Annotated in this window: 15 protein-coding genes; 5 read left to right on the plus strand and 10 right to left on the minus strand. The window is 45.6% G+C overall.

Going from position 1 to position 15,336, the window contains the following annotated elements; all coding sequences use genetic code 11:
* The coding region (locus K9J17_11775) for a glycine C-acetyltransferase (GenBank protein MCF8277402.1) at positions 1-216 on the minus strand (216 nt) is incomplete at its 3' end.
* 128 nt (positions 217-344) lie between these two features.
* On the opposite strand from K9J17_11775, the gene K9J17_11780 reads away from it, so the two are divergent.
* On the plus strand, positions 345-950 hold the full coding sequence (locus K9J17_11780) for a superoxide dismutase (protein MCF8277403.1): 606 nt from the start codon (positions 345-347) through the stop codon (positions 948-950).
* A 105-nt stretch (positions 951-1,055) separates the two neighbouring features.
* Here the strand turns inward: K9J17_11780 and K9J17_11785 are convergent, their stop codons facing one another.
* From K9J17_11785 to pyrF, 5 genes are read right to left on the minus strand one after another with little or no spacing between them, the layout of a single operon-like run.
* Entirely contained in the window at positions 1,056-1,967 is a 912-nt protein-coding gene (locus tag K9J17_11785) for an SDR family oxidoreductase (protein MCF8277404.1), read from the minus strand.
* Positions 1,964-2,974, minus strand: coding sequence for an NAD-binding protein (locus K9J17_11790; protein ID MCF8277405.1), 1,011 nt, complete (start codon positions 2,972-2,974; stop codon positions 1,964-1,966). Before K9J17_11790 ends, K9J17_11785 begins: the two co-directional genes overlap by 4 nt.
* A 21-nt stretch (positions 2,975-2,995) precedes the next feature.
* Positions 2,996-3,241 carry a PspC domain-containing protein gene (locus K9J17_11795; protein ID MCF8277406.1) on the minus strand — a complete coding sequence of 82 codons (246 nt, stop codon included), beginning with the start codon at positions 3,239-3,241 and terminating at the stop codon, positions 2,996-2,998.
* Positions 3,238-4,509 (minus strand): DUF2851 family protein, encoded by a 1,272-nt coding sequence (locus K9J17_11800; protein MCF8277407.1) that lies wholly within the window; start codon positions 4,507-4,509, stop codon positions 3,238-3,240. Before K9J17_11800 ends, K9J17_11795 begins: the two co-directional genes overlap by 4 nt.
* A gap of 35 nt (positions 4,510-4,544) precedes the next feature.
* Complete coding sequence (gene pyrF, locus K9J17_11805; protein MCF8277408.1) at positions 4,545-5,360, minus strand: orotidine-5'-phosphate decarboxylase; 816 nt, start codon at positions 5,358-5,360, stop codon at positions 4,545-4,547.
* A 138-nt stretch (positions 5,361-5,498) separates the two neighbouring features.
* Here pyrF and K9J17_11810 point away from each other — a divergent pair, with 138 nt between their 5' ends.
* From K9J17_11810 to K9J17_11820, 3 genes are all read left to right on the plus strand, one after another.
* Complete coding sequence (locus K9J17_11810) at positions 5,499-7,103, plus strand: CTP synthase (protein ID MCF8277409.1); 1,605 nt, start codon at positions 5,499-5,501, stop codon at positions 7,101-7,103.
* 71 nt (positions 7,104-7,174) lie between these two features.
* Positions 7,175-9,064 (plus strand): membrane protein insertase YidC, encoded by a 1,890-nt coding sequence (gene yidC, locus K9J17_11815; GenBank protein ID MCF8277410.1) that lies wholly within the window; start codon positions 7,175-7,177, stop codon positions 9,062-9,064.
* A gap of 42 nt (positions 9,065-9,106) precedes the next feature.
* Positions 9,107-9,637 (plus strand): DUF6438 domain-containing protein, encoded by a 531-nt coding sequence (locus K9J17_11820; protein ID MCF8277411.1) that lies wholly within the window; start codon positions 9,107-9,109, stop codon positions 9,635-9,637.
* A gap of 9 nt (positions 9,638-9,646) precedes the next feature.
* Here K9J17_11820 and K9J17_11825 read toward each other — a convergent pair whose 3' ends face one another.
* Positions 9,647-11,017, minus strand: a complete 1,371-nt coding sequence (locus K9J17_11825; protein ID MCF8277412.1) for a tetratricopeptide repeat protein — start codon at positions 11,015-11,017, stop codon at positions 9,647-9,649.
* A gap of 74 nt (positions 11,018-11,091) precedes the next feature.
* On the minus strand, positions 11,092-11,841 hold the full coding sequence (locus tag K9J17_11830; GenBank protein MCF8277413.1) for a menaquinone biosynthesis protein: 750 nt from the start codon (positions 11,839-11,841) through the stop codon (positions 11,092-11,094).
* A gap of 55 nt (positions 11,842-11,896) precedes the next feature.
* Here K9J17_11830 and purB point away from each other — a divergent pair, with 55 nt between their 5' ends.
* A complete protein-coding gene (purB, locus tag K9J17_11835; GenBank protein ID MCF8277414.1) occupies positions 11,897-13,240 on the plus strand; it encodes an adenylosuccinate lyase in 1,344 nt (447 codons plus the stop codon).
* On the opposite strand, the gene K9J17_11840 is transcribed toward purB, so the two are convergent.
* Complete coding sequence (locus K9J17_11840; GenBank protein MCF8277415.1) at positions 13,237-14,250, minus strand: glucosaminidase domain-containing protein; 1,014 nt, start codon at positions 14,248-14,250, stop codon at positions 13,237-13,239. The two genes, purB and K9J17_11840, sit on opposite strands and share 4 nt — an antisense overlap.
* Before the next feature lie 48 nt (positions 14,251-14,298).
* Positions 14,299-15,282, minus strand: a complete 984-nt coding sequence (locus K9J17_11845; GenBank protein MCF8277416.1) for a pyridoxal-phosphate dependent enzyme — start codon at positions 15,280-15,282, stop codon at positions 14,299-14,301.
* Positions 15,283-15,336 lie beyond the last annotated feature (54 nt).

Below are 15,336 nucleotides of genomic sequence, written 5' to 3' on the forward strand. Positions count from 1 at the left end.
GTGCGTATCCAAGGCCTCTTTTGCCCCTTTGATCACTTCCGGATGAGACGATAATCCCAGGTAATTATTAGCGCACATCACCACAACATCTTCGCCAGTGCTAACATGAACTTCAGCACCCTGAGGTGTTGTAATTACACGTTCTCTTTTGAAAAGGCCCGCTTCTTGAATTGAACTCAGTTCTTCGGCCAAAAACTGTTGATATTCTCCGTACATGTCGTTTGTTTTGGGATGCCAAAAGTAATGGATCGATGATACTCAAAACGAGGCTTGGGGAACAAGCCCGTCCTTCGATTGTTATATTTGCGGATCTAGAATTATTAACCTTCAAAAAACAAAATAGAATGGCTTTTGAATTACCGAGTCTTCCATATGCTTACGATGCTTTGGAACCGCATATTGATGCACGAACAATGGAAATCCATCACTCAAAGCATCACGCAGGCTACACGAATAATTTAAATAACGCAATTGCTGGTACTGAATTGGAAGGAAAATCCATTGAGGAAATCATGGTTGCTGGTTTCGATAATGCTGCCGTCAGAAACAATGGTGGTGGATTTTACAATCACAGTCTTTTTTGGCAAGTGATGTCGCCAAACGGTGGTGGACAACCTTCTGGTGCTTTGGCCGATGCCATCAATGCCGCTTACGGTTCATTTGATGGATTTAAAGATGCTTTTAGCAAAGCTGCTGCAACTCGTTTTGGTTCAGGTTGGGCTTGGCTTTGCGTAAAAGATGGTGGTGCTGTTGAAGTTTGCAGCAGCGCAAATCAAGATAATCCACTAATGCCAGGCATTGGCTGCACTGGAACCCCTATTCTTGGCCTCGATGTTTGGGAACATGCTTATTACTTGAACTACCAAAACAGAAGACCAGATTACATTGCCGCATTTTTCAATGTGATCAATTGGGATGAAGTTTCTAAACGATATGCGGCTGGAAAGTAATTTCCAGTAGTAATGAAGGAAGAAAAAAGGCCCCGATATCGGGGCCTTTTTTATGTTTATGAAGTAGTATAACTGCTTCTACCAACAACGCGAGAATAGCACTTTTTACTTGGAGCCTTTGGCCAATTGCTGTTCCATAAGCGCAATTCCTTCCTTGAAACTATGCGGATTGTATCCAAGTTCTCGTCTTGCCTTATCGAGGATGAAACCTGTAATTGGCGGACGTTTGGCCGGTTGATTCAAGGTTTTGGAAGAAACCGGTTGGATCAAGCTCTTGTCCAATCCATAATAATCGGCCACTTCGCGAACAAGTTCGATAATGGAAAATTGATCCTTGCCTGAGATATTATATATGCCAGTTGCGCTCTTATCAACAGCTAAAATACAGCCGTCAGCAAGATCTTCTGCAAGTGTTGGCGACCTGAATTGATCATCCACAACATTTATCGGATTCCCTTTTTCAAGTGCTCCTTTAGCCCAAAGCACAATATTTGAGCGGCTCATATTATCCACAATTCCGTAAACGAGAACGGTTCGTAAAATAGCCCATTTCAGTTTACTGTTCTGAACAATAAGTTCTCCTTTCCACTTGGCGGCACCGTAGTAACTAAGCGGATCAGCAACGCCTTCTTCATTATAAGGACCTTCTTTTCCGTTGAAAATGAAATCGGTTGATATGTGTACCAAATGGCAATTGTTCCGTTCAGCTGCATCAACTATATATTGCACCGCGTCAACATTTGCACGGTCGCAAGCGGCATGATCCAATTCGCAATCATCAACTTGGGTCATTGCCGCGGTGTGAATGATATGATCTGGCTTCACCAGATCAATCACCGAATCCACGCTTTCCCGATTTTCAATATCCAAAGGATAATAGGTATAACCCGTTTGGTCGAGCAATCGGTTGGCGCCTCTGGCCGTAGCAATGAGTTCAACATCATAACGGTCCTTGAGTTTATAGACAAGTTTCTGTCCCAACAATCCGTTAGAACCTGTTACGAGAATCTTTTTCACTCTTTTGAAATTTCCGTTTTCATCGCAAAAATCTGTTCCGAAGTACCCAAGACAAACAGTTTAGAATCTGCTTGCACGAGCGTGTCGGGCGCTGGATTGAACACGTATTCGCCCACTGAAGTCTTAAATCCTACGATGTTTACTCCCCAATTTTTGCGCACATTGAGGTCGTGAATCGTCAAGCCAATACACGACTTGGGCAAAATACTGCACTGAATTTCTTCGATGTGTGTATTAGCAGAAGATTGACCAATAAGAAGGTCAACAAATTCTACCACGTCTGGTTTCACAACCAGTTGCGCCATGTGCGCGCCTCCAACCCTATCAGGCATTATTACATTATCTACTCCTGCATGGCGCAATTTGGTGTCCGAATTATCTTCCGAAGCACGGCTAATGATCTTCAGTCCTGCATTATTAACTCGTGCTGTTAGCACAACAAATAGGTTGTCCGCATCATTCGGCAATGCCGAAATGAGCGCTCGTGCATCTTTTATCCCAGCGCGAATCAACACCTCATCGTGCGTTGCATCTCCTTCAACATAGAGGATTTTGTCGCTTTCCATCAATTCGGAAATGATGGCTTTGTCTTTTTCGACCACCACGCACTTCACACCATTTTCTGTTAGCGTCTGATAGGCTTGTTTGCCATTTCTGCCATACCCGCAAAGGATGGTGTGATTCTTTAATTTGTTTATGGTTCGATCCACGCGGAAGTGTAATAGAAGTCGTCTGAATTCACCATCGACCACGTATTTTGTAACCTCGGTGATGGTGTAGGCGAATGTACCAAAACTGCCCAGTATCAGAAACACGGTGAAAATCCGACCGTGGAATGACAGCGGCCTCACTTCATTGAAACCAACCGTTGTAACGGTAATAACCGTCATATAAATAGCATCCCAAACGTCATAGTTTTCAATAAACATATAGCCAGAGATGCCGATAAGCAGCAGCAGGCTAATGACAACGAACGGAAAATAGATCGAGCGGACGCGTTTGTTCACGGGTCTAAAGAAACGGAAAGCTTAGAGATCCCAAACGCTTCTGCGTTTTGGTTGCACAGTCGGTTTAAAATAATGTTTGTGCTCGAGAACAAACGAACTGATGAGGTACACGATAATTGGCGATCCGAAGGTGAAGAAAGACAGGTAAATGAAATACATCCGAATGCTCGTGGCTTTTATCCCGAGCTTTTCGCCCAGCCACGAACAGACCCCGAAAATTTGGAATTCGAACAGCGATACATACTTATCCTTTTCCTCTGAACTCATGAACCAGTTTTCAAAATATTGACCCCAATACTGCAAAATAAGCATTTTTTGTGGTCGCAGAAGTTGGATTTAAGTTCAATAAGCGCCTGAGACTCAGCAGCACTCTTCACTTCCAATCCTTGATCTGCAAACACGTTTACCTTGACGTTCTTCTCAGCAGGTAGTTGCTGCAGAATGGCCAATGCCTTGTCTTGCAACTCAGGTTTTGCTTCGCGATGAGCTGAGACAAATAGAAAAGGTGCAACCGCATTGATCAGAATATTCTGAGCCATCACGGTTCCAATCCGCTTTGATTTTGCAGCTGATTCCTTCCCGAAATTGTATCGGGTTTCCCAATAATTGGATGGGGAAACACAAATAGTTCTCGGATCAATCTGCTCATTATGATTTGAAAACCAGCGAAAGAACGCTCCCGTCTTTTGAAATAGTGCAGCCAACTGCGCTATTCTAACCGTTGGAAAATTGGCTGGCCGCAACCGAAGAAACTTCCACAGCTTATTATTCAATGGTTGCAATCCATATTTGTGTTGAAGAAAATCATATTCCTGTCGGAGGTGTTGCTGATAATCATCTTTAGGATGATTGAGAAACCCGGCATTTCCGAACAAGATGGCTTCGAGCTGAAAAAGGTCATCCTGATGTTTGGACAACACTTTCCATGATGTATTTCTTGCTAGCTGTTCAAACGGATCAGCGTTAACTTTCATTCCGAATGACCGGAATAAAACAACCATGAATGCCTGCTCCAGATCACCGTTGAATTCTTCAACCAGCGAATCCATCCACTCAGATTTACGTTGCAGACGACCTATTAGTAAGGAATCGAACCACGCCATGCGTACCAATTCCGAGACCTCCATAAACTGTTTTCCACAAGGTAGTGCATCTACCGAAGCGCTCAATTTCTCATAGCGTCTAAGCACCTGATCAGAAATGAGTTCCTTCAATTCTAAGGTTGGAAATGCGCCAAGCGATTCATTCAGGTCATCTTCAAAAACTACATGTAATATGATGTTTGAATAACTGGAATCGTGCTGATGATCATGTCGCAACCAATCTGAACTTCGAACATGAATTTCCACGTTTCCCGCCCATTCGGTGCCATCAACCTTGATACGCACATTCCGAAAATCAGGCCCAGCATCCTTATTCAATTCGCCTACACGAATGATCTGTAGATTTTGTCCATCCGAAGTTTTCAGACCTTGCTGATGGAACAGGCGATGTTGCCAAATGTGATGTAACAGTTCTTCCTTCGGATAAGGCATGAACTAAATATGGGAGATATTTTTAAAATATCCGATTACAATCCTGCTTCGTCTAGAATTTCTTCCATCTGCTGTTGCATGATCAGCGCTTCAGCACGCGCAGCTTCAGCAAAATCCTCTCCCTGACTAGCATATATTATTCCCCTAGAAGAGTTGACCAAAAGCCCACATTTATCATTCATTCCGTACTTGGCCACTTCCGTCAGGCTTCCTCCTTGTGCGCCAACACCAGGCACTAAAAGAAAATGATCGGGCACGATATTCCGCACCTTTTTCATTAGACTCGCTTTTGTTGCACCAATCACAAACATGGTATTGTCTATTGTTCCCCAATCTTTGGCCTGCAACAAAACCTCTTCGAACAATTGTCCGTTTTCTGTCTTCAAAAACTGAAAATCAGCAGCGCCTTCGTTGGATGTAAGCGCCAAAAGCACCACCCAACGCTCCTTGTATTGGAAATATGGAAGCACGCTATCTGAACCCATGTAAGGCGAAAGCGTGATGGCATCAAAATTCATCTGATCAAAAAATCCGCGAGCATACATGCGCGTTGTGTTTCCAATATCGCCTCGTTTCGCATCTGCCAATTTCAACACTTCATCAGGAATGTGCTGCACGGTTTTCTCTAATGAAAGCCAACCTTCAAAACCACGGGCTTCGTAGAAAGCTGTATTCGGTTTGTAGGCCACGCACAAGTCGTGCGTTGCATCAATGATCCGTTTGTTAAACTCATACATCGGATCCTGATAACCCAGCAGATGCGGGGGGATTTTTGCAAGGTCCGTGTCGAGTCCAATGCACAGGAAACTGCGCTTCTTTTGGATGTTTCTGAAAAGTTGAAGATGGTTCATGGCATGCCAAATCTAATGAACTGCTGAATCTGACCACTGTTAATAATAGGTAAACATTCACAGGTTTTTCAACCGACTGCCCTTAGGATTATTCGTAGTTTTGTTTCCCGTTCATCAACTACAGAACCAACGTAAAAGATGCCGGGAACTAAGTACATTTTTGTGACTGGAGGCGTAACCTCCTCACTAGGAAAAGGAATCATTTCGGCCTCGCTGGCCACGCTGCTTCAAGCACGCGGATTCCGAGTCACCATTCAAAAACTCGACCCATACATCAATGTCGACCCTGGCACACTCAATCCTTACGAACATGGCGAGTGCTATGTAACGGACGATGGAGCTGAGACCGACCTTGACCTTGGCCATTACGAGCGATTTCTGAACGTTCCAACAAGTCAGGACAATAACGTTACCACTGGAAGGATCTATCAAACGGTTATAAATAAAGAGCGCGAAGGCGCCTACTTGGGCAAGACTGTTCAGGTGATACCGCACATTACAGACGAGATAAAAAACCGCATTAAGCGCTTAGGCGAAACCGGCAATTACGACATCGTTATTACTGAGATAGGTGGAACGGTTGGCGACATTGAATCGCTACCTTATATAGAAGCTGTTCGTCAGTTCAATTGGGAAATAGGCGCTGGAAACCATTTGGTGATCCATTTGACCTTGTTGCCATATTTGGCCACATCGGGAGAATTGAAGACCAAACCAACGCAGCATTCGGTTAAAATGCTGCTCGAAAGCGGTCTTCAACCTGATATTCTTGTTTGTCGTGCAGACAGAAAAATTCCTGGTGATCAGAAAAGAAAGATCGCCTTGTTCTGCAACGTGACCTTGAACGCAGTAATTGAATCGTTAGATGCTGAGACAATCTACGATGTGCCGATTCTGATGTTGAAGGAAAAGCTGGATTCGGTGGTCATCAGCAAACTGAAATTGACTTCTAAGAACGAACCTGACCTTACTAACTGGAAACATTTTCTGGGTATTCTGAAGAACCCAACTTCGGAAGTAACGATCGGTCTGGTTGGTAAATATGTGGAGCTGAAGGATGCCTATAAATCCATTGCAGAAGCGTTGATCCATGCAGGAGTGGAAAACGAATGCAAAGTGGATGTGAAATGGATTCACAGTGAAGATCTGGTGGAAGATACGGTGGGTTCCAAGCTAAAAGGTCTGAAAGGAATTTTGGTTGCTCCGGGTTTTGGCGACCGAGGAATTGAAGGTAAAATCCTAGCCGTTAAGTATGCACGCGAGAATAATATTCCGTTCCTCGGAATTTGTTTGGGAATGCAATGTGCGGTGATTGAATTCGGCAGAAATGTGCTTGGATTGAAAGATGCCAACAGCACGGAAATGAATCCGAAGACCGGAAATCCTGTCATCGATATTATGGAAGAACAGAAAAAGGTGACTAAAAAAGGTGGCACGATGCGTTTAGGCGCATATCCATGCAAACTCACCAAAGGATCAAAAGCCTATTCTGTTTACGGCTCAGCCAACATCAGCGAACGACATCGACATCGTTTTGAATTCAATAACCGCTACCTGAAAGATTACGAAAAAGCAGGTATGATAGCCTCTGGAATCAATCCAGATTCGAACTTGGTGGAAATTGTTGAATTGACTGAACATCCGTGGTTTATCGGTGTTCAGTTTCATCCAGAATATAAGAGTACGGTGGCTGCACCTCACCCACTTTTTGCCAAGTTTATAGGTGCTGCTTTAAAGTCTTGAATCTTACTTTCTGAAGGGTTAGGCTTTATAGCCTCAAACTCTAACTTTGCGCCCCAAATTAAAAAGTCGGAATGGACAAGAATTCAGCCATTGGGCTAACGCTCATCCTCGTTATTTTCCTCGGGTTCAACTATATGAACATGCCCACGGAGGAGGAACGTGCAGAAGCGTTACGCATCCAAGACTCTATTGCTGCCGTTGAAATTCAGCAAACACAGCAACAGAACGAAGCCGCAATTCAAGAAGCGGTACGCGATACAACCACTGTTAGCGAACAGATAACACCAGAAACGCTGAGCAGAGATTCTGCTGCAATGGTCGAGTATAAGTCCCAATTTGGGGAATTCGGTGATGCTTCGATGGGCGAAGATGGAACCGTAATTATTGAGAACGAACTATTGGCCATTACGGTCAATAAACGAGGTGGTCATCCACTTTCTGTTCAACTAAAGAAATATCAAACATCAGACTCGCTGCCACTGTTACTTTTTGATGGGCAGCAGAACCGATTCTCGCTCGATTTCTTTGCGAAAAACAACCGCGTTTCTACACAAGAATTATACTTCGAACCATCTGTCGATGGTTTCTCCATTTCGGGTGAGGATAAGAAAAGCCTGACCATGCGTCTTAACGCTGGTCCAGAACAATACATCGAATACGTTTACACCATCACTGGCAACTCGTACATGGTTGATTTCGACATCAACCTTGTAGCAATGGACAAGGTGATTGAGCGTAATGTAACTGCCCTCGATCTACATTGGAAATCAGACCTTCCTCATCAGGAAAAAAGTCTGTCCAACGAGCGTCAGAACACCACTATCTATTATCGTCATAGCGATGAAGAGGTCGATTACCTTTCGGAGCGTTCTGACGAGAAAGAAAAATTCGCTACCGGTTTGCAATGGGTTGCTTTCAAACAGCAATTCTTTAGCACAGTTCTCATTGCGAAAGATGGTTGGGAAGCACCTACGGAAATTGAAACCATTCACGATGAAGCTTCCACTTCGGTTGTAAAAACCTGCGAGGCAAAATTCAGCATTCCGTTCGGACATCGTGAAATGGAACAAGTGGCATTGCAGTTCTATTTCGGACCAAATCAATACAATGCGCTAAAGGATTTCGACCTAGGTCTTGAGGAAATGATTCCTCTTGGATGGGGAATTTTTGCATGGGTCAATCGTCTTGCGGTAATCCCGGTCTTCAACCTGCTAAAAGACACAGGATTAGGTTACGGAATCATCATTTTGATTCTCACGCTAGTAATCAAACTGGTGTTGATGCCTTTTACCTATAAGGCCTATTTGAGCACCGCCAAAATGCGGGTGCTTAAACCTGAAATTGATGAAATAAACAAGAAGTTCGAAGGAAAAGACGACCCGATGGCCAAGCAACAGGCCACCATGGCGCTTTACAGCAAAGCAGGCGTAAACCCGTTGGGTGGATGTCTTCCAATGCTGTTCCAAATGCCAATTCTGATCGCTTTGTTCCGCTTTTTCCCAGCTTCTATCGAGCTTCGCCAGCAAAGCTTCCTTTGGGCCGATGACCTTAGTAGCTACGACAGCATTTACAACCTTCCATTTGAGATTCCATTCTATGGAGATCACGTGAGTCTGTTCACGCTTTTGATGACCATTTCCACCATCATCTACACAAAGTCTAACATGAGCATGCAGGCGGGAAATCCGCAGATGGAGCAAATGAAATGGATGATGTATCTGATGCCAGTTATGATGCTTGGTTGGTTCAATAATTACGCATCCGGGCTTAGCTACTACTATTTCTTGGCCAACATGATCACCTTTGGACAGAACTTCGCATTCAAAAAATTCGTGGACGATGACGCCTTGCATGCGAAACTCCAAGAGAACAAGAAGAATCCTAAAAAACAGTCTGGTTTCCAGAAACGATTGGAGGATATGGCCAAGCAACGAGGCTATCAACCACCAAAGAAAAAATGATCTGGTAGGGTTTTTGGCCTTACTGGCAGCAAAACATCCGACATGAAAAAGTTACTCTTCATTATTGGCTTCTGCTCCATTGGAGCGGTGGTTTTGAACAGCTGTAAAAGCAATAAACTCACCACAACTGCTGGTGCGCAAACCGCACCAAAAGAATCGATCATGCAAACTGAGCCTCAACTTTTGGCATCCATCGAACGTACCGCGTGCTACGGCCGATGCCCTATGTACAAGGCTACTTTTTTGGACAATGGCGAAGTGATCTACGTTGGAAAACGATTTGTGGATAAAGAAGGCACGTACAAAACGCTTATCTCGCAAGAAGAAGTGCTGGAGATCAAAAAGAAGATAACTGAACTCGACTATTTTGGTTTGGACAGCCTTTATCCTACGCCCATTTCTGATTTTCCTTCGTGCATAACAGAAGCCAGTTTGAATGGTAAGCGGAAAAAAGTGATTGACCGAAGGAGTCCTCCAGAAAACCTAATGGCCTTTGAAAGATTCCTGGACGGAATGTTGGAAGGAAAGGAACTCGAGAAAATTTCTGACGAAACGAATTACGAAGAACGATAAGTCAATCGCTTACTGACCGAGCACGTTATAATTGCTCAGATCGATCTTCATGATATCAAACTTTCCGTTGGCGCTTCCTTTGGTGCTGTAGTAAGCAGTCTTACCATCGGCAGTAAGCGTAAATCCAACTTCATCTCCAGGCGTGTTGATCGGGTAACCTAGATTAATCGGTTCGCTCCACGTTCCGTCTTCTTGTTTTACCGACTTGAAAATATCGTAGCCGCCCATGTTCTTGTGGCCTTTGCTGCTGAAGAAAAGGGTTTTGCCATCAGAATGGATGAACGCCCCTTTTTCGTCTTCGATGGTATTTACCGCTGCAAGATTTACCGCAGGCTCCCATTTGCCGGTAGAGATTTCCTTGCTCATCCAAATGTCTCCGTTTCCTTTTCCCTTTGGGCGCTCAGATGCAAAATAGATCATCGTTCCATCTCCAGTAAGTGATGCGTTGCTGTCGAAATAGCCGCTGTTTACATTTTTACCTAACGAATAAGCTTTGCTCCATCGATTCAAGCTCATTAAACGTGCAGCATCCGAAGAACCGTCTGCAATCGCATCGCTGGCATTCTTGTTCATTCTTGTCTTTGACACAAAAATGTCTCCTGCATTCTGATTCTTAAAGGTCAATAGTTGTCGGCCATCAGGCGAAATGCTCAAACACGCATCGTGTCCGTCTGTGTTGATAGCACCGGGAATAGGCACCGCTGGCGCCCATGCATTCAAACTATCGCTCCAATAAGAAATGTAAACGTCCTCGTACCAATCGTTGTCACCTTCGTAACGCTTACCTCCAAAGGTGTCTGGTCTTCGGGATGTGAATACCATGACTCTTCCATCAGCCGTAACAGATGGGCGGTATTCATGATTATCTGCTGTATTGATTCCTTCGCCAGCTGAAGTGATCTTCACATCAACAGGATTGGCCATCATGTCGATTGTTGCTTGACATTTTGCCTTCAGTTCATTCGCCTTTTCAACATCTGGCTTGGCCAGTTTATCGTTGGCCAAATACGCATCCAAGTATTTGATCGCTTCTTCCTGTTCTGCCAACATGCGGTGGGCGCTTGCCGTCAAATAATCGAGGTCTTTATCTATTGCAGGGTCAGCTTCGCGCGCCTTTTGCAAGTATGCCAACGCATCCTGTCCTTGATTCAAGGCAATGTAGCACTCTGCCATGCGCCAATTGAGCATGGCATCGGTTCCGTGTTCTGTGTATTCAGCCCTATAAATTCTGAGTGCGCCATTATAATCCTCCTCGGTCATGCTGGCCTTTGCCTGCATCATCTTTATCTTATCTGGACCACTGAGAATTTGTGCTTTTGCGGTAAAATCTGCTGAAAGCATACATGTGGCTACAGCGACAAGGGTGAAGAATGATCTCATTTGGAGTGCGTTTGCGTCTAAATTACTAATTCGAATGGGTCAAATTAAGTGTTGATCTTTTCGGTTTCAACAAACTATGATGGCTTACTTAGCCAGCTAAGAAAAAGTTTCAGCGCCTGACGCTTTTTATCATCAAGTTTATAACTGATCACCTCTTTCACATACCGTACCAACTCGGCCTGGTTGTTTCCTGCCATGGTTTCAATGGCTTTTGTTCGATTCTGAAGGCCAAGATCAAGTGCTTCCTGAAACGCTGAAATGAAATTTTCATCGAGCGGTCTGTTGCTTACCCAACAGGCAAAAACAAACGGAAGTTCCGTGAAGTTTTTCCACTCTTCGGCAAGGTCTTTCACCACTGGAAATTTATTGTGCAAGGGAAATGCCCTATCACCGATAACCACTCCAGCAGCTCGGCCTGTGATCTTTTCAATGAAATCAGCATCAGCCGCTTTCCATTTTGGCGAGATGTTCCAGTGCTTTTCGGCCAACAACTGCACCAACTGTACGGAAGTTCGAGACTGATAGTCGAGCAGTACTTCTTCTATTTCATCCAGCGGAACTTCACTGAATAGGCAAACGGTTTCTACCGCGCCATCGGCACCAATACAACAATCGGTAATGATGTGCGATTGGGCCAATTTTGGGATGATGGCCACCGGAACAAGACCAAGGTCCACTTCTCCGTTCAAGAGCTTTTTGGCACAATCGGCAGGTGTATCCAACTGCAGGTCGATGCTATCAATGACCGGATGATTTCTCAATCCAAAAATGAATGGATATGAGTTCGTGTAGGATACTGCCGATACCTTTATTCTGTCTGCCACAAGCTCCGAAGTTGAGCCCCAAAAATCGCTAATTTCGCGCCTTAACCGACAACACATGGAACTCAATGTTCTTTCGGCCGTTTCGCCAATTGATGGGCGTTACCGTAGACACACCGAAATCCTTTCTGAATACTTCTCTGAAGCTGCGCTTATCCGCTATCGCGTGCGGGTTGAAATGGAATATTTCATTCAACTATGCGAGTTGCCATTGCCGCAACTCAAAGGCTTTGACCATTCGCTTTTCCCAACGCTGAGAAAGATCTATTCAGAGATCTCTGATGCCGATACCCAGCGCGTAAAGGAGATTGAAAAGACGACCAATCACGATGTGAAAGCGGTGGAATATCTGATCAAAGAGAAGATGGAACAGCTTGGAATTGGCGGACAGATGGAGTTCGTTCATTTCGGATTGACCAGCCAAGACATCAACAACACGGCTACTCCGTTGATGATGAAGGAGGCCACCGAGCAGGTTTACCTTCCGTTGCTGGATGAATTGATGGCGAAGCTGAATTCGTTGGCAAACGATTGGAAGGATATTCCGCTGTTGGCCAGAACGCACGGACAACCTGCTTCTCCAACCCGCATGGGAAAGGAGATCTATGTTTTTGTGGAGCGATTGGAGGCGCAGAAAAAACAATTGTTGGCTGTTCCGTTCTCGGCCAAATTCGGTGGGGCAACCGGGAATTTCAATGCGCATCAGGTAGCTTATCCAAGCATTGACTGGGTGGCTTTCGGAAACAAGTTTGTGAACGAAACGCTCGGATTGAACCGATCGCAGACGACCACGCAGATTGAACATTATGACAACATTGCCGCTTGGTGCGATGCGCTGAGAAGGATCAATACGATCATTCTTGACCTTGACCGCGACATGTGGACCTACATTTCGAACGATCTTTTTAAGCAACGCATCAAAGAAGGCGAAGTAGGTTCTTCGGCCATGCCGCATAAAGTGAACCCGATCGATTTCGAGAATTCGGAAGGAAACATTGGCTTGGCCAATGCACTTTTCGGACATCTGGCAGAGAAGCTTCCCGTATCGAGATTGCAACGCGACCTGACAGACAGTACGGTTTTACGAAACATTGGCGTGCCGCTGGGTTATACGCTGATCGCCTTCCGTTCTACGCTTCGCGGATTGGATAAGCTGCTGATCAACGAGGTGAACATCCATCAAGAATTGGAAGACCATTGGGTGGTGGTGGCAGAGGCCATTCAGACCATTCTCCGGAGAGAAGCCTATCCGAAGCCTTATGAAGCCTTGAAAGCATTCAGCCGAACGAACGCCAAATTGGACGAAAAGGCCATGCTCGCATTCATTGACAGTTTGGCCATTTCGGAAGAAGTGAAGGCGGAAATGCGCGCCATCACGCCTTTCAATTATACGGGAGTTTAGTACTCGCTGCGTTTACGCTTGCGTAACCACACTTTTTTACCTACCACAGGCTCTTCGCCAGAGTTGAGTTCGTTGTACTTATAGAGGTTTTTCAGCTTGATTCCGTATTCCTGAGATATCCACCTCATGGTTTCGCCTTCTGCTACAAAATGGTAGCTGTGTTTCGGATTCTTACTTCGCTTGGGCTGCAGATAGATCAACTCGCCCGGTTCTAAATCCGAACCGCTTGGCTTATCGTTGTATTTCAATATCTGCCACTTGCGCACTTCCAGCATGCGCTCCAAATTCTCATAGGTGTCGCCTTCCTCCACAATGACGTAGCGGATGTCATTGCGCAGATACATCTGTTTCTGATAGACCGAAACCACCGCTTCATTGGCTCCGCTGCTATTGGGTCGTTGGCGATCGGTGCCTGACTTCTCACCTTTATCTCCTTTGGTTCCACCCTTGGGAGGCGTGGTCATCTTATCGTACTTGTGCAGCTCGTTCTCCTCAATTATTTTGATGAGCAGTGCCGGATATTTGGGATTGGTGGCATAACCGGCAGCTTTCAGCCCGTGTGCCCAACCCTTGAAATCGGTCCTTTTGAGTTTGAACAGCTCAGCATAACGGTCTCGGCTACTCAGAAACTCCGAATGATCGCGATAGCTGTCGAACACCGTTTCGTAAACACGGAAACATTCGCCCTTGGCGTCATCATCCATGTGGTATTTCTTGCCTTCCCACATGCCATGGCACTTGATGCCGAAATGATTGCGGGCCTCGCGTGCAAGCGTGCTATTGCCATCGCCACTTTCTAGAATACCCTGCGCCAAGGTGATGCTGGCCGGAACACCGCTGATCAGCATTTCCTTTACCGCAACCGGAGCGTACAATTCGATGTATTCGCTGCGCGTGAGTTTGTCTGTAGGTGGTTTAATGGTACTACTCTGCGCAGCAGCTACCAGCTGCAACATGATGAACATAAAGGAGAGTATACTGCGCATTTGGCCAAAGTTAGATGCCGCCATGTGCCTAACGTCTGATCTGTGCCTATGTTTTGCACACGGCTGTGTTGATCAGACCAAGCTTCTGTGCCTCATTCCCTCCCACCCTTGCAAACCGCCTGTGTGAATGGCCAGAACCCTTGTTCCATGCGCAAAATGTCCTTTTTTGGCCAGATCATAGATCCCGAACATCATCTTGCCTGTGTAGATGGGGTCGAGCGGAATGCCTGTTCGCTCGGTAAATCCGTGGATGAAATCCAGCAGCTCAGGCTTCACCTTGGCGTAGCCACCGAAATGGTAGTCGATGATGAGTTCAAGGTTCAAGATTCCATGTTCAAGGTTTGATTCTAGAATCAATCTTTCTACATCGTCCGAAAGGAAATCGCCTCCTTTCAAGGCGGGGAAACCCAGTAGGGGCGTACGGCCGTACGCCCTTACGGGCAAACTCAGTGCAAGCCCTGCCAGCGTTGTTGCCGTTCCAGCCGCGCAACAGACAATATCGAAGGGTTCCTCTACTTCTGGCAGAATCTCGGCACAGCCGCGCACGCCCAAACCGTTTGCTCCCCCTTCGGGGATGAGAAAAAAACGGCCGAAACGTTCTTGTAGGGGCGTATGGATAATCGCCTGGTCAACATCATCTTCGGGTGTATGTCCATGCGCCCCTTCGGATGTCATTTTCCGATAATCATCACGTGAAACGAAATGCAACTGCATGCCGTGCTCGCGGGCAAACTTCAGGGTCGGATTGGTGGGGTCGTTTTCCCCACGGATAATACCGATGCTTTCCAAACCTGCCTTTTTGCATGCGAAGGCCGTGGCGGCAATATGATTGCTGTAGGCTCCTCCAAAGGTGAGCATGGTGTGATGATTCTGCTGAACAGCTTCAGACAGATTGTACTTCAGCTTGCGCCACTTGTTGCCACTGATGTGCTGGTGGATCAGATCATCGCGTTTTATCAGCAACCGGATTCCCGATTCTTTCAGAATCAAATCATTCACCTCCTGAACAGGCGAACCAGTTGGTCGGTAGCTTTTGGCATAATCGATGGCGTCCATTATGGCAAAGGAAGAATAGAAAGAAGAAAAACGGGGAAATGATAAAGGAAAAAC

Source organism: Flavobacteriales bacterium, from assembly GCA_021739695.1.
Lineage (GTDB): Bacteria > Bacteroidota > Bacteroidia > UBA10329 > UBA10329 > UBA10329.